This window comes from Asanoa sp. NPDC049573 (assembly GCF_040676615.1).
GTDB lineage: Bacteria > Actinomycetota > Actinomycetes > Mycobacteriales > Micromonosporaceae > Asanoa.
In genome coordinates, this window is the sequence record NZ_JBFAPI010000030.1 from 20,682 (window position 1) to 42,817 (window position 22,136).

Genomic DNA, 22,136 nt, shown 5'->3' on the forward strand with positions numbered 1-22,136 from the left:
ACCGTCCGGCGGCGGTCGAGGTCACACGCGGGCGTCGACCCGCAGGTTTTGCCAAACCTCGCGGGTCGCCGTCGACCGGTTGAGGGTGATGAAGTGGATGCCGGGCACGCCCTCGTCGATCAGCCGGCGGCACATCTGGCTGGCCTGCTCGATGCCGAGCTTGCGGACCGCCTCGTCGTCGTCGGCCACCCGGGCGAACTGCGCGGCCAGCGCCGGCGGGAACGGCGCACCGGAGAGCTGCTCGGAGCGGGCGATCGTGCTCATCCGGGTCACCGGCATCACGCCGGGCAGGATCGGTGTGTCGCAGCCGGCGGCGGCCACCCGGTCGCGGAGCCGCAGGTAGTCGTCGCCGTCGAAGAACATCTGGGTGATCGCGAAGTCGGCGCCGGAGCGGCATTTGCGGATGAAGTGCGCGGTGTCGCTCTCGATGTCGGCCGACCGCGGGTGCTTGTAGGGGAAGGCGGCGACGCCGACGCAGAAGTCGCCCGACTCGCGGATGATCCGGACGAGGTCTTCGGCGTAGTCGACGCCCTCGGGGTGGCGGACCCACTCGCCGTTGGGGTTGCCGGGCGGGTCGCCGCGGACGGCGAGGATGTTGCGGATGCCGGCGCCGGCCAGCCGGCCGATCACGTTGCGCAACTCGGCGACCGAGTGGTTGACGGCTGTCAGGTGGGCCATCGGGAGCAGGGTGGTCTCGGTCGCGACCCGCTCGGTCACCGCGACCGTGGTGTCACGGGTGGTGCCGCCGGCGCCGTAGGTGATCGAGACGAAGGACGGCTGGAGCGGCTCGAGCTCGCGGATCGCCCGCCACAGCTGCACCTCGCCTTCGGGGGTTTTGGGCGGGAAGAACTCGAACGAGAAGGTCGGTGCCTCGTCGCGGACGAGGTCGCCGATCGACGGTTGCGATCCCGGAAGGATCGAAGGGAGTCCTAGCGCCACGGGTCGAGCGTACCGGCTGGGGGTGTCGGCGGGTCGACGCACCGAGCGCCTGTGGATAACGCGGGTTCGCGCTGGTGACGGCGTTGACGGCGGGATGGGTACGGGAAAACGTCGGACCCGTGGGGTACATATGTTCTACGCGTCGCGGGCCGCCCCACGGTCCACTGGTCGGCGCGGGGGATGCCGTGCCGCGGCGTCCGGGGGCCTGGAGGCGTGCACCGCTGCTCGGGGAGGTTCCATGATGTCCGCGTTGCCACCACACCCGTTCGACGCGGCGGGTCCACGCCCATCGTTCGGTGCCTATCTGGCGCAGCTCCGGTTGCGTCGCGGTTGGAGCCAGTTGCGCCTGGCCGAGCAGCTCTGCGCCGCGTCGGGCAGCCCCACGGTGACCCGGCACGAGGTCAGTCGCTGGGAGCGTGAGGAGCGGCTGCCGGCCGACTTCTGGCTGGGTTGGCTCGCCGTGGTGCTCGACGCGCCCGCCGACGGCCTGGCCGCCGCGGCCGAGCGCAGCCGGCTCCGCCACCGGCTGGTCGCCCCGCCTGGCCGGGCCGGGCCCGGTCGGCCGGAGACCCGCGACCGGGTCGGGCTCGACCTGCTCGGCCTCGCGCACACCTGGCTGACCAGCGCCTCCGACGAGACGGTGCTGATCGGTCCGGCACCGGCCCCGCCGGCGGGCGCGGCGCGGCCCACCCGATCGAGCCTGGCCGAGGTGGCCGCCCGGCTGGCCGCCGCGCGCCGGCTCGACGACGTGCTCGGCGGCACCGACCTGGCGGCGACGACGCGTGCGCTGGCGGCGGCCGCGGCACATGCGACCTGCTCGCCGTCCGGTGCGGTGCCGACCCGCAAGGCGGCGCGGCTGCGGGCCGAGGTCGCCCAGTTGCGCGGCTGGACCCTGGGCGACGCGGGTGACGCCGCCGGTGCGCTGTCCGCCTACCGCACGGCGCTGGGCGAGGCGGCCGTCGCGGGCGACCGGCCGCTCGCCGGGCACGTGCTCGGCTCGGCCAGCCACCTGTTGGCCGGCTCGGGTGACGCGGCGCCGGCGCTGCTGTTGGCCCGCACGGCCTACGCGGGTTCCCGGCGGGCGCTGTCGGCCTCCGGGCGGGCGTTGCTCCTGCACCGGATCGCGTTCGCGGCGGCGTCGGCCGGGCTGCGCGGTGCCGCCGAGGCCGCGCTCACCGCCGCGCAGCGCGCCGCCGAACGCCGGGCCACCGAGCACGACCCGCCCTGGCTCTACTGGCTCGACGAGGGCGAGTTCGACGCCATGGCCGGCCGCTGCCTGGCTGCCCTGGGGCGCTCGGCCCGGGCGCTGCCGCTGCTCGCCAGGGCGGCGGCGCGGTCCGGCCAGCCGCGCACGGCGGCGCTCGACAAGGCCTGGTTGGCCCACGCCCGGCTCGACGCCGGCGAGGCCGACGGGGCGCTGCTGGCGGCCAGCGGCGCGTTGCTCGACACGATCCGGTCCGGATCGACCCGGGCGCTCGACCTGCTGACCGCGTTCGGCGACCGGCTCGCGCCGCACGCCCGGCTGCCCGGGGCCCGCGACTACGCCGATCTGCTGGTGGCGGCGCGGCCCTACCTGCCCGGGCCGGCCCGCGACGAGTGGCGCGCCGCCGATCGGGTGGCCGGCGATGACTGAGACGCGTCCCATGGATCACGCCGCTGCCGCAGCGCCGTCGGGTGATCGGTGGTCATCCGGCGCGGGTCGCGCCCCGCCTGGTGACGGGGTCGCGACCGTCCGTGGCGGTCGGTGGACCCGTCCGTTACCGCTGTGGTTGTCGTTCGGGCGGATTGACCCTAGCGTCGTGGCGTGACCGAGCCGACCAGCCCCTCCGACGCCGCCGGCCCGGACCCTTCCGACCCTGCCCGCTCCGACCCTGCCCGCTCCGACCCTGCCCGCTCCGGCCCGGCCCGCTCCGCCTCCCGCCGCTCCGACCCCGACGGCTCCGACGCCGGCCGCTCCCACGCCGACCCACCGATCGTCGGGGCCGGCCTGCCCGCGACCGATCGGGTCGGTCTGCGCCAGCGCGTCGACAAGTCGCTGGCCTGGTTCCTGGCCGACCGGCGGGCGTGGATGGCGCAGGTCGACAGCGCGCTGGAGCCGGTCGCCGACGCCATCGAGGGCTTCGTGCTGCGCGGCGGCAAGCGGTTGCGACCGGCGTTCGGCTACTGGGGCTTCCGCGGTGCCGGGGGCCGCGACTCCGACCAGGTGGTCACCGCGCTCGCGGCGCTCGAGCTGGTCCAGGCCAGCGCCCTGATCCACGACGATCTGATCGACCGCTCCGACACCCGGCGCGGCGAACCGGCGGTGCACCGGCGCTTCGCGGGCCGGCACCGCGCACACGGCTGGTCCGGCGACGCCGACACGTTCGGCGACTCGGCCGCGGTCCTGCTCGGCGACCTCTGCCTGGTCTGGTCCGACGAGCTGCTGCACGCGGGTGGGCTCGACCCGGCGGCGATCTCCCGCGCCCGCCCGGTCTTCGACGAGATGCGCACGGAGGTGACCATCGGCCAGTACCTCGACGTGCTGACCCAGGCGACCGGCGACACCTCCGTCGAGCGCGCCGGCAAGGTCGCGCGCCTGAAGTCGGCGAAATACACGGTCGAGCGGCCGCTGCTGCTCGGTGCCGCGCTGGCGGCGGCGCCGGCCGAGGTCGGGGCGGCCTACTCCCGCTACGGTCTGCCGCTCGGCGAGGCCTTCCAGCTCCGCGACGACCTGCTGGGTGTCTTCGGCGACCCGGCGCAGACCGGCAAACCGGCCGGCGACGACCTGCGCGAGGGCAAGCGCACCTTCCTGGTCGCGGCCGCGTTCGAGACGGCCGGCGAGGCCGGCCGGAATGACCTGCGCCGGCTGCTCGGCTCCCGCGACCTCGACGCGGACGGCATCGCCCACCTCCGCGAGGTCATCGTCACCAGCGGCGCCGCCGACCGCACGGAGCGGCGGATCGCCGCGCTGCTGACCTCGGCATTGTCGGCGATCGAGTCGGCGCCGATCGATCCGGAGGCGCGCGGTGCGCTGATCGACCTCGCGCACGCGGCCACCACCCGCACCGACTGACCCCCGCGTTCCGGCCCCGGCCTGCGGCGGTGGGGTGCGTGGCGGGCGACGTGGGATCATCGACGACGTGCGTGGCCTGGACAGCCCGTGGGGTCTGCGCGTCACCGGGCTTGTCGGGGTCGCCGTTGTCGCCGCCGGGGCGTACGGAGCGGGTTCGTTGCCGGGGCGGGACCCCGGCGCGGGCCTTCGTGGTGCCGGCACTCCGGCGGCCGCGTTCTGGCTGGGGCTGGCCGGCTGGGTGGTCGGGCTCACGATCCTGTCCGGCGCCTGGTGGCGGCTCGGCAAGCGGCTCGACGGCGTCAGCGGCCGCTGGTTGATCGTGACAGGCGCGCTCTGGGCGCTGCCGCTGCTGCTCGCGCCGCCGCTGGCCAGCCGCGACGTCTACTCCTACGCCTGCCAGGGCCAGATCTGGAACGCCGGAGCCGACCCTTACGCGGTCGGTGCCATGGACGGCGGTTGTTCTTGGGCCGGTTCGGTGCCGGACCTGTGGCAGCACACGCCGGCGCCGTACGGGCCGGTCGGGGTCGCTCTGTCCGGCGCCGCCGCCGCGGTCGGCCGGGCGGTCGGCGGGCCGGCCGGGCACCAACTGATCGCGGCGGTCACCGTGCTGCGGATCGTCGCCCTGGTCGGCGGGGTGCTGATCGCGGTCTACGCCGGGCGGTTGGCCACCGCCGCCGGGATCGCGCCGGCCGCCGCGCGCTGGCTCGCTCTCCTGTCGCCGCTCGTCGCGGTCCACCTGGTCTCGGGTGCGCACAACGACGCCCTCACGGCCGGCCTGACGGTGGCCGCGCTGGCGGTCGCCACCAGCGCGAACGCTCGCCAGCGAACAACCGGGGAGCAGTCCCCGAACCGTCGCGGGGTGCCATCGGGGCCTCCGGAAAGCTCGCCGTGGCCGGCGGCGGTCGCGGCCGGGGCGTTCATCGGGCTCGCCGTCGCGGTCAAGGTCACCGCGATCATCGCGCTGCCGTTCGTGATCCTGCTCGTCGCGGGACGGCTTACAAGCCGCCGGGCAACGACCACGATCGCGCTGGCCGCGCTGGTCGTCACCGCGACCGGCACGCTCGTCTTCGCGGCCGCCAGCCTGGCCACGGGCCTTGATCTCGGCTGGTTCGGCGCCCTCTCGGATACCGGCAGCCTGGTGCAGTGGACGTCGCTACCGACCGGCATCGGCATGGCCGCCGGCTACGTCCTGCGGGCGGCCGGCTGGCCCGACGGAGTCGACACGGCGGTCCTGGTCGCCCGCGTCTGCGGCGTCGTCGCGCTGGTCGCGATCGGCCTGGGCCTCTGCTGGCGCGCCCTTCAGGCGACACTCCGCATCACAAGCGGCTCGGACGGAACAGGCATCGGACCGCTCCCCGTGGGATCCGTCGGTCACGACGCGGCGGATCCGCGGTCGGCTCCAGCACCGATGACCGGCGCCAGCCCCCGCCACCACCTCACCGCGCGCGAAGCCACCCCAGCAACCACAGCCACCGAGGCCACCCCAGCCACGCTAGCCACGCAAGCCACGCAAGCCACGCAAGCCACCCCAGCGACCACAGCCACCGACGCCACCCCAGCCACGCAAGCCACCCCAGCGACCGCAGCGACCGCGGCGACCGCGGCGACCCCGGCCATCGAAGCCACCCCAGCCACGCAGGCCACGCAGGCCACGCAGGCCACGCAAGCCACCCCAGCGACCCCAGCGGCCGCAGCGACCGCGGCGACCGCGGCGACCGCGGCCACCGAGGCCGCCCCAGCCAATGCAGCGACCGCAGCGACCAATGACGAGCCAGAAGCGCCGACCACCGACCGCCGTCAGATTGTGGCCGCCGCCGGGTGGACGCTGGCCGCGGCCGCGGTCCTGCTTCCGGTCTTCTACCCCTGGTACGCGATCGCCCCGCTGGCCGTGCTCGCCTGCGCGACCCCGCCCGGCAGGACCCGGACCGCCCTGGCCGCGACCGCCATCGCGATCACAGCGCTGGTCCTGCCCAACGGCCTGGGCCTGCCGGTCCTGACCAAACTTCCCGGCGCCATCCTCGACGTGGCGATCGTCGTCGCCGTCGCCTACCGCTTCCGGAGCCACCGCAGCAACCGCGAGGAACCCTCCCCGGCCCGAGGCGACCGCTGAACACCGGCCCGCCCCCAGAACACCCACGACGAGAGCGTCAGCAACACCAGCGCGAACCCGAAGAACAGGTCCTCGACGGGCGCGTACACCAGACGCACCCCGACGATCGCGGCCGGGTCGTAGCGGACGATGTCGCGCCCAGTCAGCACTCCGTTGGACAGCAACTGGAAGAACAGGATGATCGGGTACGTCGCCCAGAAGAGTGGTCGCAGCACCAGTCTGGTGCGCACCACGAACAGGTCGAACGCGAGCGCACCGAGCACGCCCAGCAACGCGGCCGCCGTGTAGGTCACTCGTCTCCCGCTGGCAGCCGGGTGACGGCGCGGACCGCCTCGAAGCCGAGGATCGCGCACAGCGGCACGACGAGGAAGAAGAGCAACTCGTCGAGCGGAAGGCGGCCCGGCAGCAGGATGCCCGTCGTCTGCCGCGGGTCGAACGACCAGTGGCCGGCCGCGATCGCCGCGATGTCCCAGGCGGCGAAGACCGCCATCACCGGCAGCACGGTGAGCAGCAGGCGGCGCCAGCGGCGCAGGACGTTGACCCGCAGCGCCGGCTCGAGCCACAGCGCACCGGCCAGGCAGCCCAGCAGGACCGCCAGGTAGAGGAAGCGCAAGGCTAGAAGCCCGGCACCTAGAAGCCCAGCGCCTGGGCCCGGCGCTTCACCTCGGTGGCCTGGTCGCCGCCGAGGGCCACCGCGGGCAGGCCGGGCAGCGTCTCGTCAGGCTCGTAGAGCCACCGCAGGCACTCTTCGTCGTTGTACCCAGCGTCGTGCAGCAACGTGATGACGCCCGGCAGGTGCTTGAGCACGGTGCGGTTGGCCACGAGCTCGGCCGGCACCCGCAGGACGCCTTCGCGCCGGACCGCGAGCAGCGAGCCGTCGCGGACCATCTGGTGCACCTTGCTGATCGACACGTCGAGGCGCTCCGCCACGTCGGGCAACGGCAGCCACTGAGCGGGAACGGTTTCGGTCACCCGCTCACATTGCCACGCCGGCATGGCGTGACACCACTGAACCACCCGGTATGGGGTATCGAAGGGATCTGCACCGTGACGACCTGGCGGGCTCTGCGCAAGGAACTCGTGGGCGCGTGGCGTTCGGTCCAGTACGACCTCGCCCGCGTCCGGCCACGCCGCCGCGCCGACGGCGAGGAAACCACCCAGTTGATCTTCACCGAGCACGCCCGCCCGCCGCGCCGGCTCGTCGCGACCGGCGCCTTCGCGATGGCCAGCCTGGCCGGCGCGGCCGCCACTTACTTCGCCGTCGTCAGCGGCCTCGGCGCGCTGCTGGAGACCGACGCCAGCGCCGCGGAATCACCCAAACCGGTGATCGCCGGCGCCGCCGGCACCGGCCAGCGGTCGGCGGCGGAGGCGGAGGCCGGCAAGAAGACAACCGTCCGGATCGCCCGCCAGGGTGGGCCACTCACCGCGGCCGGCCGCCGGGCCGGAACGGGCGGATCGGATCCATCGGATACGCGCGGCGGTGTCCCGGGCGCCCTCGGCGGCGCGCCGGGACCGAGGCAGCAACCGGGCGCACCCGTGCCCGAGGACTCCCCGGATCCGCCCGGCACCCCGCCCACGCCGGCACCGACGGCGACCCCGACGACCGACCCGGGCGGGTCGCCGACGGCCACACCGGACCCCGGCCCGACCGCCACGGCCACCCCGGACGGTGACGACCAGCACGACGAGGGCCGGCGCCGGCACCGGCACCACCGCCCTGACCAGGACGAAACCCCGTGAAGGCGGGCTTACCGACGAAGTTGCCGGCACGGCTGTGTCGCACTCGCGGGATGGGCACATAGACTGCCTGCCGATGGACATCCAGGTCGCTGACTCGCTCTTGGGCACCCTGGTCGACGGGCGTTACCGCATCCGTGGCCGGGTGGCCCGTGGCGGCATGGCGACCGTGTACACGGCGACCGACGAACGCCTCGAGCGCACCGTCGCACTCAAGATCATTCATCCGGCGCAGGCCCGCGACCCGCAGTTCCTCGAGCGGTTCACCGACGAGGCCAAGACGATCGCCCGGCTGACCCACCCCAACGTGGTCGCGGTCTACGACCAGGGTCACCACAACGGGCTGCCCTACCTGGTCATGGAATACGTGCGCGGCCACACGCTGCGCGAGGTGCTGGCACAGCGGCGGCGGCTCAACCCGGGCGAGGCCCTCGCGATCCTCGAGCAGATGCTCGCCGCGATCTTCGGCGCCCACCGCGCCGGCCTGGTGCACCGCGACGTCAAACCCGAGAACGTGCTGGTCGCCGAGGCGCCCAGCGGCGGCCCCGGCGACCTGGTCGACAGCGTGGTCAAGGTGGCCGACTTCGGCCTGGCCCGCGCGGTCGAGGCCAGCGCCACCGACGCCGACGGCGGCCAGTTGATGGCCACCGTCGCCTACGTCGCGCCGGAACTGGTCACCGACGGCCGCGCCGACCCGCGTAGCGACGTCTACTCGGCCGGCATCGTGCTGTTCGAGATGCTCACCGGCCGGGTCCCCTACGACGGCGCGCAGCCGGTCGAGGTCGCCTGGCAACACGTCGACCGCGACGTCCCGGCGCCGTCGTCGCTGGTGCCCGGCATCCCGCCGGTGGTCGACGAGTTGGTCGCCCGGGCCACCCGGCGCGACCCGCAGGCCCGCCCGACCGACGCGGGCGCGTTCCTCTCCGAGGTCCAGAACGCCCGCGACGACCTCGGCGCGGCCAACGCCAACACGGCCGTGCTGCGGCAGGTCTCACCGCGTACCGAAGTCATCCCCCGCGTCATCGCGGAGCCGGCGCGGCCGTCCTGGGCGCGCCTGCCCGGGCAGGCCGAGCCGCCGGCGCAGGCCGGCCGGCGCCGGGCCGAGCCCGACCCTTACGACGACTACGACGACGGCCACGGCGGGCGGGGTTCCGCGATCGCCGAGCGCTACCGCATGGTGATGGCGCACCCCAACGGCCGGATGGCAGTGGCCGCGGCGATCGTCGTGATCGGCCTGGTCGCCGCGATCGGCGGCTGGTGGTTCGGGATGGGCCGCTACACGGTCGCGCCGCAGCTCACCGCGATGACCAAGGCCGCGGCCCAGGAGCAGGCGACCCGCGGCGGTTTCAGCATCACGTTCGGCCCGGGGCGGTTCGACGAGAAGGTCGACAAAGACGTCGTGCTCGCCCAGGACCCGCCGGCGGCCGGGCGGATCCTCAAGGGCGGGACCATCACGCTGGTGCTCTCGCTGGGTGCCGAGCGCTACACCGTGCCCGACGTGACCGGCATGACCCTCGACCTGGCCAGGGCTCAGCTCGAAGAGAACAAGCTGCAGGTGACCAAGGGCCCCGACCGCTACGACGACAACCTGCCCAAGGGTGTCGTGATCGCGGTCGACCCGCCGGTCGGCACCGAGACCAAGCCCGGCGACAAGGCCACCGTCTTCGTCAGCAAGGGCAAGGCGCCGCTGACCGTGCCGCGGGTGGTGGGCAAGAACGTCAACGACGCCCGCAACGAACTCGTCGCGCTCGGGCTCGAGCCGCTGATCGCCTACAAGGCCTCCGACCAGCCGCGCGACACGGTCACCAAGCAGACCCCCAACGACGGCGCCGGTGTCGAGAAGGGCGCGAAGGTCGAGCTCGAAGTCAGCGAGGGCCCGCCGCAGGTGGTCGTGCCGCGGCTGATCGGCCAGCCCTGCCAGCAGGCGGTGCTCGCGCTCCAGGGCATGGGCCTGCAGGCCAACCCGCAGCTCAACCCCAACGGCACGGTGTTCGCGCAGAACCCCAACGAGAACACGCCGGTCGCGCCGCAGAGCCAGGTCGTCCTCTTTTGCAACTGACCGACCGCCCGCTGGGTTCGCACACACCGACCGCCGGGGGCATCGCGAAGACCGCGCTGCCCTACATCGACGCGGCCGGCTCCGGTGCGACCCAGGTCTACGTATCGAACTCGCGCGGCTGGGCGCTGCCGCCCGGTGACCCGGCGCAGGACGCGCTCTTCCGCGAGGGCTGCGCGGAGCGGGACATCCCGGTGTACGTGCACTCCTCGCTGCTGGTCAACCTCGGCTCCCCGACCGCCGGGACGGTCGAACGCTCGACGGCGACGCTGGCGCACTCGCTGACCCGCGGCACGTCGATCGGCGCCCGCGCGGTCGTCTTCCACGCCGGCAGCGCGGTCGACCCCGCACACTACGACGCCGCGCTCAAGCAGGTCCGCGAGGCGCTGCTGCCCCTGCTCGACCGCGACGACGCCCCGCTGCTGCTGGTCGAACCGAGTGCCGGCGGCGGCCGCTCGCTGGCCTCGAAGGTCGAGCACCTGGCGGCCTACTTCGACGCGGTCGACTGGCACCCGCGGCTCGGCGTCTGCTTCGACACCTGCCACGCCTGGGCGGCCGGCCACGACCTGGCCACGCCGGGCGGCATGACCGCGACGTTGGACCTGCTCACCGCGACGGTCGGCGCGGGCCGGCTCAAGCTCGTGCACGCCAACGACTCCAAGGACACCTGCGGCTCCCTGCGCGACCGCCACGAGACGATCGGCCAGGGCACGATCGGCACGGCCGCCTTCGCGGAACTGCTCCGGCATCCGTCCACCGCCGGCCTGCCGGTGATCGTGGAAACACCCTCGGGCAAGGCCCACGAAGGCCACGCCGCCGACATCGCCACCCTGCGCGCCCTGCTCGCCTGACCCGCGCCGCGACGCCCATCCCGGCGCGGACCGGTCAGGTGGCGCGGCCGCGGATCACGAGGCCGGTGCCGCCTCCGGCTCCGCGATCGGCCGCGGCAAACCACGAAGCTGGCGCCCGCGAACGGCAGCCGCGGATCACGAGGCCGGTGCCGCCTCCGGCTCCGCGATCGGTCGCGGCGCTCCCGGTAGCGAGCGCACCGCCCGGACCCCCAGCGGTGCCAACGCGGCCACCGCGAAGGTGATACCGCAGGCCAGCGCCACCCGTGCACCACCAAAGGCCGCGGCCGCCGGCCCGACCAGCAACTGGCCGAGCGGGATGGCCGAGAACGACAGCAGGTCGTCGATCGAGGAAACCCGCCCGAGGTGGGTCGCGTCCACGTGCCGTTGCACCGCGCTCTCCCAGGTGATCCCGGACGCCGCGAAGCCCACGCCGCCGAGGAACGCGGACGCCGCCAGCCAGACCGGGTCGAAACCGAGGCCGAGCGCGATCAGCGAGCAGGCGCCGAGCGCACCGGCCAGCCGGCCGAAGCGCAGCGGGTGGCGCACCGACAGCCGGTACATGAGCACGCTCATCAGCAGCAGGCCGACGGCGCGCACGCTCAGCACGACGCCCCAGGTCGCCTCGCCGGAGCGGGCCCGGGTCAGCGCCGGCCCGAGGATCTGCCACGGTCCGACGTTGACCAGATTGATCACGGCGTACGCCAGTGCCACCGGCCACACCCACGGGATCGCGAAGAACACCCGCCCGCCGTCGCGGATGTCGCGCAGCAGGCCGGCCCGCGCGGCCGGTGCCGGGCTGATCCGCGGCAACCGGGCCAGGAAGGCCGCCGCGGCGACGAAACTGACCGCGTCGACCGCGATCGCCCACCCACCGCCGACCGCGACGACCACCAGCCCGGCCACGGTCGGCCCAACGATCTTCACCGCGCTGCCGGTCGCCGAGAGCAGTGAGTTGACGCGTTGGAGGTTGTCGCGCGCGACCAGTTCGGGCACGATCCCGCGCAGCGCCGGCGAGGTGAACGCCTCGATCGCGCCGTTGGCCAGCGCCAGCCCCGCCACGAGCCAGAGCCGGTAGGCCCCGCCGATCAGCACCAGCGCGATCGCGCCCTGGGTCAGCCCGGCGCCCAGGTTGGCCGCGACCAGCACCAGCCGGCGCGGCCACCGGTCGGCGACCGCGCCACCGACCAGCAGCAGCGCGAGGTGCGGCACCAACTGGCAGGCCAGCACGACGCCGAGGTCGCCGGGTCGGCCACTGGCGTCGAGGACCGCGAACGCCAGTGCGACCGGGGTCATCGCGCTGCCCGCGAGCGACACCAGTCGGCCGAGGTAGAACGAGCGGAACGGCGGGACGAGGAGCACCCGGGGAGCCTGCCGGCTCGGCGGTGCCGCCCGCTAACCTTGCGGCGAAAGGCGCAACGATGACCCTGCTCCGGCTCACCCCCACCGCCCTGTCGCGCTGCCGCTTCGCGATCTCACCGCTCGCCGAGACGCTCAGCTCGCTGATCACGCTGCAACGCGCGGCACCCGAACCCTGGCTGCGCACGTGGTACGACCGCCACCACGCCGACTACCGCTCCTGGCTGGCCGACGACCCCGTCGCCACCGGGCTGATGTCGCTCGTCGCCGCGACGAAGTGGCTGCCCGACCTGGTCGCCGTCCCGCCGGCAGGCGGCACCTCGACCCGGCTGGCCGACGAACTCGCCCAGGTCGCCGCGTTCTCCGACACCGAGACCCGCACCACCATCGCCGATGCCGTCGCCGCGAGCTGGCTGCCGCAGGACACCGCCTGGCTGACCACGGCGGACCTGTCCGCGCGGATCGCCGCGGTGCTCGCCGAGGGCTGGCGGCGCTACGTCGCCCCGGACTGGCCGCGCCGCCGGGCCCTGCTGGAACGCGACATCATGCACCGGGCCGGGCTGCTGGCCGCCTACGGCTGGAAGGAGGCCGTCCGCACGATGACCCCCCGCTCGGAGTGGGTCGGCGACGACGCGATCCGCTTCAGCGACCAGGACTATCCCGACCGCTGGATCGCCGACGAGGGTCTGGTCTTCGTGCCCAAGACCGGCCCGATCGGTTCGTGGACCTGCGAACGGCCGCCGCTCTACGCGCTGGTCTACCCGGTCCGCGGCCCGGCCGCGCCGGTCACCGCGGCGGCCGCCGACCCGCTCGCCACCCTGCTCGGACCCGGCCGCGCCCGGGTGGTCCGCGAACTGCGGCAGGCGGCGACCAGCACCCAGCTCGGGTACGCCCTCGACGTCTCCCTCGGCACCGTCAGCACCCACCTGGCCGTCCTGCGCGAGGCCGGCATCGTGACGGGCGCCCGGGTCGGCCGCGCGGTCGTCTACCGCCTGACCGACCGCGGCACCGACCTGCTGGCCCTGCTCGACCCGACCCAGGGCCGCCAACCGGATCCCGCGACCGACACGCGGCCCCCGGTGCCCGGCGTCAACCCGGCCTGACCTGCCGGCCGCGCGGGGAGAGGCCGACACGGTAGGCCGCCACCCGGTCCTTGCCGGCCGCCTTGGCCGCGTAGAGGGCGAGATCAGCCTCCCGCAGCACCTCTCCTGGCCCCCGCGCCGGCAGCTCGCGCGCCGTCACCCCGACGCTGGCGCTCACCGTGAGCGGCCCGAACGCCGACGGATACGGCGCACGCAACTCCGTGCACACCGCGGTGCCGAAGGCCATCGCCGCCTGCTCCCGCGTGTCCGGGAGCAGCATGGCGAACTCGTCCCCGCCGAGCCGGACCAGCGTGCTGTCGGCCGGCGCCAGCGAGGTCAGCCGCTCCCCGATGGACACCAGCAGCTCGTCACCGGTGGGATGGCCGAGCGAGTCATTGATCTCCTTGAAGCCGTCGAGGTCGATCAGCAGCAGGGCGTAGGGCCGGTCGTGCGGCAACGAACCCAGCCGTTCGTCCAGAACGGACCGGTTGGCCAGCCCGGTGAGCGGATCGTGCGCGGCCCGGTAGGCGAACTCGGCCTGCAAACCCTGCAGCTCGCTGACCGCCTCCCCGAGCTGGCCGGCCCGGCGATCGGCCACCCGGGCGACCAGCGACAAGCGCCACAGGAGCAACAGCGAGATCAGGCCGCCGGCCAGGACCACCAGGCCGAAGTCGGCGGGCGAACCGGGGTTGAAACGACCGATGGTGGCGGCGAGCAGCCAGGCCAGCGGGCCCAGCAGGGTGAGTCCGACGAACATCGCGGCCCGGCCGCGGCTCAACCGGCCCGACGGTGCGCCGCGATCCCGGACCGGCAACGGGGACCCGGCCGAGGGGTGCAGGAGGGCGGCCGCCAGCAGCAGGGCGTACCCGGTGAAGAACACGCCCGTGCCGTTGACCCGGCCGTCGACCGGATAGCCGACGGAGTGGCCGATCAGCGCCAGCGAGCCGAGCATCGCCGTGCCGACGCCGACCGACACGAAGCGGATGGTGGGCGCCCGCGGGCCGACCATGAACAGGAGCCGGAACAGCATCCCGATCACCACCGCCAGGCCGATCGGGCGCAGCGACGCGATCACCAGGCGGGAGCCGGCCGGCGCCATGTTTCCGTGCAACAGGAACAGCCACAGGAGGACGAAGACGCCGAGGATGACCACCGAGGCGTCCAGGGTGTCGGCCAGGTGCGCGACCGCGCCGGTGCCGCCCAGCAACAGCAGCCCCACCGCCAGCGTCGGGTAGAGCACGATCGCCCGGATGTCGCCGGTGGCCAGGCCGCGGTCGGCGACCACGGGCCGGCCGGCGACGGCGGACCACACCCGGGAGACGGCGACCGAACCCGACGTCAAGGTCAGCGTCGACCATGCCGCGAGCCGGGGCGGGCGGCGGACCACCAGCATGGTGACGGCGACCACGAACGCGACGGCTGCCACCACGGCCGTGTAGACGGGGGCCGCCAGGAGCGCGGCGGTGCCGACCAGCGCGCCCCCGGCCGCGAGAAAGGCCCAGACCGGCCAGTGCCGGGGGCCCGTGGTGGTCATCACAACCCCCGCTGACCAGTTACGTCCCCCATCCGGCCGGTCGGCCGGTCGGGGCTCAACTACTCAGCAAAGCACGCGATCCTGTCAGCGGCGAAAGATTTCTGGCAGCACGCTGACCGCACGGTCGATCGCGGCGTCGTCGACATCCATGTGGGTGACCAGCCGGGCCACCCGCGGGCCGAGAACCGACACGAGGATGCCGCGCTCGCGGGCGGCCGCGGAGAGCGCGTGCGCATCGATCGACGACTTGCGCAGGTCGAGCGGGACGAGGTTGGTGCGGACGGCACCGGCCACCACACCGAACGGGGCCAGCGCCTCCGCCAGCCGGGCGGCCTTCGCGTGGTCGTCGGCCAACCGGGGGATGTGGTGCTCCAGCGCGTACGCGCCGGCCGCGGCCAGGACGCCGGCCTGGCGCATGCCGCCGCCCATCCGCTTGCGGATCACCCGGGCCCGCTCGATGTTGGCCGCCGAGGAGACGACCAGCGACCCGACCGGGGCGCCCAGGCCCTTGGAGAGGCAGACCGAGATGGTGTCGAAGAGCGCGCCGTAAGAGGCGAGCGGCACCGCGTCGGCCACGTGCGCGTGCCAGATCCGGGCCCCGTCGCAGTGCAGGGCGACACCGGCCGACGTGGTCGCCGCGCGCAGCGTTTCCAAGACCGGCAACGGGATCACCCCACCACCGCCGCGGTTGTGGGTCTGCTCGACGGCGACCGCCCGGGTGGGCACCGCGTGATAGCCGGCCGGGCGGATCATGTCGACCACCACGTCGGGGTCGACGTCGGCGCCGGCCGGCGCCCAGGTGCGGGTCGAGACGCCGCCGATCGCGGCCGCCGCGCCGACCTCGTAGGTGACCACGTGGGCGTCGGCGTCGCAGAGCAACTCCTCGCCGGGCGGCACGGACAGCTGGATGGCGATCTGGTTGGCCATCGACCCGGACGGTGCGAACAGCGCCGCCTCGTGGCCGAACAGCGCGGCGACCGAGGCCTCCAGCGCGTTGACCGTCGGGTCTTCGCCGTAGACGTCGTCGCCGAGGGGCGCCGACATCATCGCGGCACGCATGCCCTCGGTCGGTTGGGTAACGGTGTCGGACCGCAGGTCCACGAACTCAGCCACGCAGCATCTCCGCGACGAGGAAGGCCAACTCCAGCGACTGCTGGGTGTTGAGCCGGGGGTCACAGGCCGTCTCGTAGCGGCCGGGCAGGTCGAGGTCTTCGATGCCCTGGGCGCCGCCCAGGCATTCGGTCACGTCTTCGCCGGTCAACTCCACGTGCATGCCGCCCGGGTGGGTGCCGAGCCCGCGGTGCACCTCGAAGTAGCCGAGCACCTCGTCGACGATCCGGTCGAAGTGGCGGGTCTTGTAGCCGTTGGACGACTCGTGCGTGTTGCCGTGCATCGGGTCGCACTGCCAGACCACCTTGGCGCCGGCCGCGGTGACCTTCTCGACGATCGGGGCCAACGCGTCGCGTACCCGGTGATTGCCCATCCGGGAGACCAGCGTCAGACGGCCCGGCACGTTGTCGGGGTTGAGCTTCTCGCACAACTCGATCGCCTGCTCCGGCGTCGTGGTCGGGCCGAGCTTGACGCCGATCGGGTTGACCACCCGCGACAGGAAGTCGACGTGGGCGCCGTCGAGGCGGCGGGTGCGCTCGCCGATCCACAGGAAATGCCCGGAAAGGCCGTAGGCCTTGCCGTCGGAGACCCGGGTCAGCGCGCGGTCGTATTCCAGCGCGAGCGCCTCGTGGGAGCAGTAGAGGGTGACCGTGCGCAGCGCCTCGTCGTCGGTCATCCCGCAGGCCCGGATGAACGCGAGCGCCCGGTCGATCTCGCGGGCGATCGCCTCGTAACGCTCGCCGGCCGGCGAGTCACGGACGAAACCCTTGTTCCAGTCGTGTACGGCGTGCAGGTCGGCCAGGCCGCCGGCGAGGTAGGCCCGGAGCATGTTCATCGCCGCCGCGGAGTTGGCGTAGGCCCGGATCATCCGCTGCGGGTCGGCGACCCGTGCCTCGGGGGTGGTCTCCAGCGAGTTGATCATGTCGCCGCGGTAGGTCGGCAGGCCGAGCGCGTCGGTCGCCGACGAGCGGGGCTTGGTGTATTGCCCGGCGACCCGGGCCACCTTGACCACCGGCAGCGAGGCGCCGTAGGTCAGCACGACCGCCATCTGGAGCAGCGTGCGGGCGTTGGCCAGCAGGTGGCTCTCGGTGTTGGAGTCGAACGTCTCGGCGCAGTCGCCGCCCTGGAGCAGGAACGCCTGGCCGTCGCAGACCAGCGCGAGCCGCTCGCGGAGCTGGTCGACCTCGTAGGGCGCGACCACCGACGGCACGTTGTCGAGCACCTGGCAGACCTCGGTGACGACCTTCGGGTCGGGCCAGGGCGGCATCTGGTCGCGGGGAAGCTCACGCCACCGGTCGAGGCCGAGCGCCTGGTCTTCGGCCGAGTCGGCGGCCGGTCGGGAGGTCTGTGGACCGAGGGTCGCGACCCCCGGGTAGCTCAGCTGATGCCACTCTTGGCGCATGCCCGCAAGACTACGGCTGTCCGGTCACTGGGAAGGCGTGGGGCTTGCGGTGGACGGCATCGACGGGAGCACTACGGCCGGGTCCTCACCGGCGATGCACCAGCCGGTATCGATGTTGGTCACCAGGAAGCCGACACCCAGCGGCACCGGTTTCTTGCCGGAGAAGGTGACCAGCATCGCGGCGGTCACCTTCTGGCCGCTGGCGTCGGCCCGCACGTCGGTCACCACCGGACCGGACACCTTGGTCTTCTTGTAGAAGTCGCCGCCCTCGCCCGCGGCGGTCTTGTCGAACGTGCCGGCCAGCGTGGGGCAGAGTTGCTTGCGCCCGGCGGCCGCGTCGCGCTTGACCATCGCGGCCAGGTAGGCCTCGACCTTCTCGCGCGCCTTCTGCGGGCTCTCGTCGATCGGCTTCGGGTCTTCCCCGACGATCTTGTCGGCGATCGAGCAGCCGCCGAGGGGCGCCGCGAGGGCGACGGTCAGGGCCGCGACGGCCAGTGCGCGACGTCGGAACAACACGGTTCGTGAGTCTGGCACATGTTGGGGCCGGCCCGCGTTCCCCTGCCGGATTCGCGCCCCGAAGCCGGAGAAACCCCGCAAGATGGATATAAGGGAATTTTCCGCGTACGAGGGGACGAGCCGATGCAACCGAGCGGTCCGGCGTACCCGGTGAAGTTCGCCGTCGACTATCCGGACCGGCCACTCAACCGGCTCACCAGCTTCTTCCGTCTCTTCACGACGATACCGATCGCGATCGTGCTGGGCACCGTCTACAGCGGCGGCGCGGACTGGGGCCGGTGGGGCGGCGACAACGGCGGTCACGCCACCGACGTCGCGGCCGGATTCGGCGGGGTGCTGTTCTTCGGGCCGCTGCTGATGATCCTGTTCCGGAAGAAGTACCCGCGCTGGTGGTTCGACTGGAACCTGGAACTGCAGCGGTTCGCCAACCGGGTGACGGCGTACTTCGTGCTGATGGACGACCGGTACCCGTCGACCGACGACCACCAGTCGGTGCGGCTCGACTACGCGTACCCGGGCGGGACGCTCAACCGCTTCCTGCCGATCGTCAAGTGGCTGCTCGCGATCCCCCACTACATCGTGCTGTTCTTCCTGCACATCGCCAGCGTGGTGGTCGTGGTCATCACCTGGTTCGCGATCCTGTTCACCGGCCGCTACCCGCGCCCGCTGTTCGACTTCGTCGAGGGCGTGCTGCGCTGGCACAACCGGGTCGTCGCGTACGCGTTCACGCTGGTCACCGACCGGTATCCGCCGTTCCGCCTGGACCCGTAGGCCCAGGCGGAACGGCGTCGGCCTCAACCGATGGCGGTCACCGTGCCGGCGGCGACGGTCCGGCCGCCCTCGCGGACGGCGAAGCCGAGGCCGACGTGCATCGCGACCGGCCGGGCCAGCTCGACGGTCAGGTCGACCGTGTCACCGGGCATGACCATGTCGATGCCGTCCCCCAGCTCGATCGCACCGGCCACGTCGGTGGTCCGGAAGTAGAACTGGGGCCGGTAGTTGGCGACGAACGGCGTGTGCCGCCCACCCTCGTCGGCGCTGAGCGCGTGCAGCCGCGCCGCGAACCGGCGGTGCGGCGTCACCGAGCCGGGCGCCGCCACGACCTGGCCGCGCTGCACCTGGTCGCGCTTGACGCCGCGGAGCAGGATCGCCGCGTTGTCGCCGGCCTGCGCCGACGGAAGCGACTTGCCGAACGTCTCCAGCCCGGTCGCCACGGTCGTGAGCGTCTCGCCGAGGCCGACGACCTCGACCTGCTCGCCGACCCGCAGCGTGCCGCGCTCGATCGCCCCGGTGACCACGGTGCCCCGGCCGGAGATGGTCAGTACGCTCTCGATCGCCATCAGGAACGGCTCGTCGACCGCCCGCGGCGGCACCGGCACGTACCGGTCGACCGTGTCGAGCAGCTCCACGATGGACGCCGTCCAGCGCGGATCGCCCTCCAGTGCCCTGAGCGCGGAAACCCGCACGATCGGCGTGTCGGCCGGGAAGCCGTACTCGGCCAGCAGTTCGCCGATCTCGAGCTCGACCAGGTCGAGCAGCTCGGGGTCGTCGACCGCGTCGGCCTTGTTGAGCGCCACGACGAGGTGCGGCACGCCGACCCTTCGCGCGAGCAGCACGTGCTCCCGGGTCTGCGGCATCGCGCCGTCGAGGGCGGACACGACCAGGATCGCGCCGTCGACCTGGGCCGCGCCGGTGATCATGTTCTTCACGTAGTCGGCGTGGCCGGGCATGTCGACGTGCGCGTAGTGCCGGGTCGCGGTCTCGTACTCGACGTGCGCGATGTTGATCGTGATGCCCCGGACGATCTCCTCCGGAGCCCGGTCGATCCCGTCGAAGGAGACGAACCGGTTGGTTGCCGGGTCGGCCTCGGCGAGGACCTTGGTGATCGCGGCGGTCAGGGTCGTCTTGCCGTGGTCGACGTGCCCCATCGTGCCGATGTTGAGGTGTGGCTTGGTGCGCAGGAACTGCGTCTTCGCCATGCTGTTCTCAGTCCTCCTGAACTGGATGAAAGGAGGGCAGGGTTCGCTACCGACGCCTGGACCATCAGTCGGCATGGCGAACCCACGGCCCTTCGGGCCGATTTGGTCGTGCGCGGGCGGGCGCCACCCCGCGTCGGGGCCGCGTGGGCCTTGAATGACAGAAAGAAACTCCGCGCCAGAACCGGGCCGGGACCAACCCCTCCCCGCGGGTTCTGCTGCTGCGAGGAAGGGTCAGAGATCAGCGCCGTCGGCGGCACACGGCAGGAGGAAACCTGCGGGCCGCACGGGGCTGCTGAAGAACATGACCATCACGGTACGGACGAACGCCCGCGCCGTCGAACGTATTCCGCGGCCGTTTCCCGGCATACGGTGCGGCCGCCTGACATTGACCACCTTTAAGGCCACCCCAACGGCCGAGCTGACGTGATGCTGATCTCGGTTGCTGAATATGAGTCCATGCGCGAGACGCTGGATCTGCTCTCGGACGACGAGGCTCTCGCCGACCTCCGGCAGTCGCGGGAGGATTTCGTATCCGGCGATACGTTCTCAGCAGACGAGGTCCGAGCCGAGCTCGACCGCCGTCGAGAAGGCCGGCCCGATGCCGCCACTGGCTGAGCGGCCGGACGGCGGCACGCCCGAGCGGCCCAGCCCATACACGGTGATGTTCCTCCGATCGGCTCGCCGTAGCCCGGAACTAGTTCGCGAGGCGGGCGGCTCGGGTGTGCAGGTAGCGCTGTTGGGGTTGGCTCATCGTCCTGGTCGCCGCGGTCAGGTAGGCCTCGCGAGCCGCCTCGCGGTCGCCGGCCAGCTCCAGGAGGTGGGCGCGGGCCGTATGCCAGCGGTGGTCGGCGGCCAGGCGGTCGTCCTTGCCTAGCGGGTCGAGCAGGGCCAGGCCGGCCGCCGGGCCGTGCACCATCGCGACCGCGACCGCGTGGTTGAGGGCCACCAGCGGATTGTCGGCCAGGCCGAGCAACACCTCGTACAGCAGCGTGATCTGGGGCCAGTCGGTGTCCTCCGGTCGCTCCGCCTCGTCGTGCAGCGCGGCGATCGCGGCCTGGATCTGGTAGGGGCCCGCCGAACCGCGAGGCAGCGCCGACGAGATCAGGGCGACGCCCTCGGCGATCTGCGCCCGGTTCCACAGTGAACGGTCCTGCTCGGCCATCGGCACGGGCGTGCCGTCGCGGGCGGTGCGGGCCGCCCGGCGGGCGTCGGTGAGCAGCATCAGCGCCAGCAGACCGGTCGCCTCGGTGTCGTCGGGGAGCAGGCGGTGCACGAGGCGGGCCAGCCGGATCGCCTCGGTCGACAACTCGACCCGCTGCAACGACGGGCCCGCCGTGCCGACGTAACCCTCGTTGAAGACCAGGTAGAGCACGTGCAGGACAGCGGCCAGGCGGGCGGTCCGGGCCGGTGGCGCGGGCAGGCCGAACGGGACGCCGCTGTCCTTGATGGTCCGCTTCGCCCGGGTGATCCGGCGGGTCATCGTGTCTTCCGGCACCAGGAAAGCCCTCGCCACCTCGGCCGTGGTCAGGCCGCCGACCGCGCGCAGCGTCAGCGCGATCTGCGAGGCCACCGACAGCGCGGGATGGCAACACATGAACAGCAGCACCAGCGAGTCGTCGGTCGCGGCACCGGGCGAGGGCACCGGCCATGCGGCCACCGTGTCCTCGCGGCGGCGACGGGCCTGGTCGGCGCGGACCAGGTCGGTCAGGCGGCGGGCGGCGACCCGGATCAGCCAGGCCCGCGGGTTGTCCGGCACCCCGTCGACCGGCCACTGCCGCGCCGCGGCCAGCAGCGCCTCCTGCACCGCGTCCTCGGCCGTGTCGAAGTGGCCGTAGCGGCGCACCAGCGCGCCGAGGACCTGCGGCGCCAACTCGCGCAGCAGGTCCTCTCCCGCCGACCTCGGCATCAGTCGCCGAATTCGGGCGCTCCGGCGATCGGGCGCACGTCGACGTACCACTCGTTGGCGAGTTGGGCGCCGGCCGGGTGCGGTGTGTCGGCCAGCTTCGCGGCGATCTCGGTGGCCCGGTCGAAGCTCGCACACTCGACGATCGTGTAGCCGGCGAGCACTTCCTGGGTCTCCGCGTACGGCCCGTCGGTGACCACCGGCACCCCATCGCGCAGCGACACCCGGCGGGTGTGCACCGGCGCGGCCAGGCCCTGCCCGTCGACGAACTCGCCGGACTCGACCAGCTCGTCGTTCCACTTGGTCATGAACTCGTGCAGCGCCGCGAGGTCGTCCGGGGTCCAGGCGGTGCCGTCGGTGCTGGTGCCGGTCAGCATGTCGAAGTCGCGCTGCGAGCCGGCCAACATGATCATGTATTTCATCATCACCATCTCCCTTCACCTGGAACGTCGACGCCCGGGATCCGCTCCGGACATCCTCCAACAGAAAAAGAAGCGGAGGGCCGTCGA

20 protein-coding genes and 1 pseudogene are annotated in these 22,136 nt (G+C 73.1%); 9 read left to right on the forward strand and 12 right to left on the reverse strand.

Annotated features, from left to right (window positions below; translation table 11 throughout):
* Positions 1-21 precede the first annotated feature (21 nt).
* Positions 22-939 (reverse strand): methylenetetrahydrofolate reductase [NAD(P)H], encoded by a 918-nt coding sequence (metF, locus tag AB0J74_RS36340; RefSeq protein ID WP_363456985.1) that lies wholly within the window; start codon positions 937-939, stop codon positions 22-24.
* A gap of 238 nt (positions 940-1,177) precedes the next feature.
* Here metF and AB0J74_RS36345 point away from each other — a divergent pair, with 238 nt between their 5' ends.
* The 3 genes from AB0J74_RS36345 to mptB all read left to right on the forward strand — a co-directional run bounded on the left by AB0J74_RS36345 (position 1,178) and on the right by mptB (position 6,101).
* The gene (locus AB0J74_RS36345) at positions 1,178-2,572 is read left to right on the forward strand and encodes a helix-turn-helix domain-containing protein (protein ID WP_363456988.1); all 1,395 of its coding nucleotides are present in this window, start codon (positions 1,178-1,180) and stop codon (positions 2,570-2,572) included.
* A gap of 435 nt (positions 2,573-3,007) precedes the next feature.
* Positions 3,008-3,991 (forward strand): polyprenyl synthetase family protein, encoded by a 984-nt coding sequence (locus tag AB0J74_RS36350; protein WP_363457066.1) that lies wholly within the window; start codon positions 3,008-3,010, stop codon positions 3,989-3,991.
* Positions 3,992-4,058: 67 nt separating this feature from the next.
* Positions 4,059-6,101 carry a polyprenol phosphomannose-dependent alpha 1,6 mannosyltransferase MptB gene (gene mptB, locus AB0J74_RS36355; protein WP_363456991.1) on the forward strand — a complete coding sequence of 681 codons (2,043 nt, stop codon included), beginning with the start codon at positions 4,059-4,061 and terminating at the stop codon, positions 6,099-6,101.
* On the opposite strand, the gene AB0J74_RS36360 is transcribed toward mptB, so the two are convergent.
* The 3 genes from AB0J74_RS36360 to AB0J74_RS36370 are packed head-to-tail and all read right to left on the reverse strand — an operon-like array spanning position 6,038 to position 7,097.
* Positions 6,038-6,394, reverse strand: coding sequence for a lycopene cyclase domain-containing protein (locus AB0J74_RS36360; protein WP_363456994.1), 357 nt, complete (start codon positions 6,392-6,394; stop codon positions 6,038-6,040). The two genes, mptB and AB0J74_RS36360, sit on opposite strands and share 64 nt — an antisense overlap.
* Entirely contained in the window at positions 6,391-6,714 is a 324-nt protein-coding gene (locus AB0J74_RS36365; protein ID WP_363456997.1) for a lycopene cyclase domain-containing protein, read from the reverse strand. Before AB0J74_RS36365 ends, AB0J74_RS36360 begins: the two co-directional genes overlap by 4 nt.
* A 17-nt stretch (positions 6,715-6,731) precedes the next feature.
* Positions 6,732-7,097, reverse strand: a complete 366-nt coding sequence (locus tag AB0J74_RS36370) for an Rv2175c family DNA-binding protein (protein WP_363456999.1) — start codon at positions 7,095-7,097, stop codon at positions 6,732-6,734.
* Between the two features lie 51 nt (positions 7,098-7,148).
* Here AB0J74_RS36370 and AB0J74_RS36375 point away from each other — a divergent pair, with 51 nt between their 5' ends.
* The 3 genes from AB0J74_RS36375 (at position 7,149) to AB0J74_RS36385 (ending at position 10,745) form a co-directional block, all read left to right on the forward strand.
* On the forward strand, positions 7,149-7,841 hold the full coding sequence (locus AB0J74_RS36375) for a hypothetical protein (RefSeq protein WP_363457001.1): 693 nt from the start codon (positions 7,149-7,151) through the stop codon (positions 7,839-7,841).
* A 73-nt stretch (positions 7,842-7,914) separates the two neighbouring features.
* Positions 7,915-9,897, forward strand: a complete 1,983-nt coding sequence (gene pknB / locus AB0J74_RS36380; RefSeq protein ID WP_363457004.1) for a Stk1 family PASTA domain-containing Ser/Thr kinase — start codon at positions 7,915-7,917, stop codon at positions 9,895-9,897.
* Positions 9,888-10,745: a deoxyribonuclease IV gene (locus AB0J74_RS36385; RefSeq protein WP_363457008.1), complete on the forward strand. Its 858-nt coding sequence runs from the start codon at positions 9,888-9,890 to the stop codon at positions 10,743-10,745. Before pknB ends, AB0J74_RS36385 begins: the two co-directional genes overlap by 10 nt.
* 135 nt (positions 10,746-10,880) lie before the next feature.
* Here AB0J74_RS36385 and AB0J74_RS36390 read toward each other — a convergent pair whose 3' ends face one another.
* A complete protein-coding gene (locus AB0J74_RS36390; RefSeq protein ID WP_363457011.1) occupies positions 10,881-12,104 on the reverse strand; it encodes an MFS transporter in 1,224 nt (407 codons plus the stop codon).
* Positions 12,105-12,163: 59 nt separating this feature from the next.
* Between AB0J74_RS36390 and AB0J74_RS36395 the strand changes: the two genes are divergently transcribed.
* Positions 12,164-13,204: a winged helix-turn-helix domain-containing protein gene (locus AB0J74_RS36395; RefSeq protein WP_363457014.1), complete on the forward strand. Its 1,041-nt coding sequence runs from the start codon at positions 12,164-12,166 to the stop codon at positions 13,202-13,204.
* Here AB0J74_RS36395 and AB0J74_RS36400 read toward each other — a convergent pair.
* The 4 genes from AB0J74_RS36400 to AB0J74_RS36415 form a co-directional block, all read right to left on the reverse strand.
* The gene (locus AB0J74_RS36400; protein ID WP_363457017.1) at positions 13,191-14,717 is read right to left on the reverse strand and encodes a GGDEF domain-containing protein; all 1,527 of its coding nucleotides are present in this window, start codon (positions 14,715-14,717) and stop codon (positions 13,191-13,193) included. The two genes, AB0J74_RS36395 and AB0J74_RS36400, sit on opposite strands and share 14 nt — an antisense overlap.
* 84 nt (positions 14,718-14,801) lie before the next feature.
* Complete coding sequence (locus AB0J74_RS36405) at positions 14,802-15,830, reverse strand: GntG family PLP-dependent aldolase (RefSeq protein ID WP_363457019.1); 1,029 nt, start codon at positions 15,828-15,830, stop codon at positions 14,802-14,804.
* Complete coding sequence (locus tag AB0J74_RS36410) at positions 15,823-17,229, reverse strand: class II 3-deoxy-7-phosphoheptulonate synthase (RefSeq protein ID WP_363457020.1); 1,407 nt, start codon at positions 17,227-17,229, stop codon at positions 15,823-15,825. The genes AB0J74_RS36405 and AB0J74_RS36410 overlap by 8 nt, the downstream gene beginning before the upstream one ends.
* A gap of 24 nt (positions 17,230-17,253) precedes the next feature.
* Complete coding sequence (locus AB0J74_RS36415; protein WP_363457022.1) at positions 17,254-17,745, reverse strand: hypothetical protein; 492 nt, start codon at positions 17,743-17,745, stop codon at positions 17,254-17,256.
* 123 nt (positions 17,746-17,868) lie between these two features.
* Between AB0J74_RS36415 and AB0J74_RS36420 the strand changes: the two genes are divergently transcribed.
* Positions 17,869-18,516: a DUF4389 domain-containing protein gene (locus AB0J74_RS36420; RefSeq protein ID WP_363457024.1), complete on the forward strand. Its 648-nt coding sequence runs from the start codon at positions 17,869-17,871 to the stop codon at positions 18,514-18,516.
* A 23-nt stretch (positions 18,517-18,539) separates the two neighbouring features.
* Here the strand turns inward: AB0J74_RS36420 and tuf are convergent, their stop codons facing one another.
* Positions 18,540-19,724: an elongation factor Tu gene (gene tuf, locus AB0J74_RS36425; RefSeq protein WP_363457027.1), complete on the reverse strand. Its 1,185-nt coding sequence runs from the start codon at positions 19,722-19,724 to the stop codon at positions 18,540-18,542.
* A 408-nt stretch (positions 19,725-20,132) separates the two neighbouring features.
* Here tuf and AB0J74_RS36430 point away from each other — a divergent pair.
* Positions 20,133-20,339 (forward strand): annotated as a pseudogene (locus tag AB0J74_RS36430) (prevent-host-death family protein); the annotation flags it as partial.
* A gap of 79 nt (positions 20,340-20,418) precedes the next feature.
* On the opposite strand, the gene AB0J74_RS36435 reads toward AB0J74_RS36430, so the two are convergent.
* Both AB0J74_RS36435 and AB0J74_RS36440 read right to left on the reverse strand, forming a co-directional pair.
* Positions 20,419-21,630 (reverse strand): DUF6596 domain-containing protein, encoded by a 1,212-nt coding sequence (locus AB0J74_RS36435; protein ID WP_363457030.1) that lies wholly within the window; start codon positions 21,628-21,630, stop codon positions 20,419-20,421.
* Positions 21,630-22,052 carry a YciI family protein gene (locus AB0J74_RS36440; protein ID WP_363457033.1) on the reverse strand — a complete coding sequence of 141 codons (423 nt, stop codon included), beginning with the start codon at positions 22,050-22,052 and terminating at the stop codon, positions 21,630-21,632. The genes AB0J74_RS36435 and AB0J74_RS36440 overlap by 1 nt, the downstream gene beginning before the upstream one ends.
* Between the last annotated feature and the right edge of the window lie 84 nt (positions 22,053-22,136).

Bases quoted from the DNA above. Each gene is read 5' to 3' on its own strand.
- AB0J74_RS36440 (WP_363457033.1), bottom strand. From the start codon at position 22,052: ATGATGAAATACATGATCATGTTGGCCGGCTCGCAGCGCGACTTCGAC.
- AB0J74_RS36395 (WP_363457014.1), top strand. From the start codon at position 12,164: ATGACCCTGCTCCGGCTCACCCCCACCGCCCTGTCGCGCTGCCGCTTC.
- AB0J74_RS36420 (WP_363457024.1), top strand. From the start codon at position 17,869: ATGCAACCGAGCGGTCCGGCGTACCCGGTGAAGTTCGCCGTCGACTAT.
- tuf (WP_363457027.1), bottom strand. From the start codon at position 19,724: ATGGCGAAGACGCAGTTCCTGCGCACCAAGCCACACCTCAACATCGGC.
- AB0J74_RS36400 (WP_363457017.1), bottom strand. From the start codon at position 14,717: ATGACCACCACGGGCCCCCGGCACTGGCCGGTCTGGGCCTTTCTCGCG.
- pknB (WP_363457004.1), top strand. From the start codon at position 7,915: ATGGACATCCAGGTCGCTGACTCGCTCTTGGGCACCCTGGTCGACGGG.
- AB0J74_RS36370 (WP_363456999.1), bottom strand. From the start codon at position 7,097: ATGCCGGCGTGGCAATGTGAGCGGGTGACCGAAACCGTTCCCGCTCAG.
- AB0J74_RS36410 (WP_363457020.1), bottom strand. From the start codon at position 17,229: ATGCGCCAAGAGTGGCATCAGCTGAGCTACCCGGGGGTCGCGACCCTC.
- AB0J74_RS36350 (WP_363457066.1), top strand. From the start codon at position 3,008: ATGGCGCAGGTCGACAGCGCGCTGGAGCCGGTCGCCGACGCCATCGAG.
- AB0J74_RS36435 (WP_363457030.1), bottom strand. From the start codon at position 21,630: ATGCCGAGGTCGGCGGGAGAGGACCTGCTGCGCGAGTTGGCGCCGCAG.
- AB0J74_RS36345 (WP_363456988.1), top strand. From the start codon at position 1,178: ATGATGTCCGCGTTGCCACCACACCCGTTCGACGCGGCGGGTCCACGC.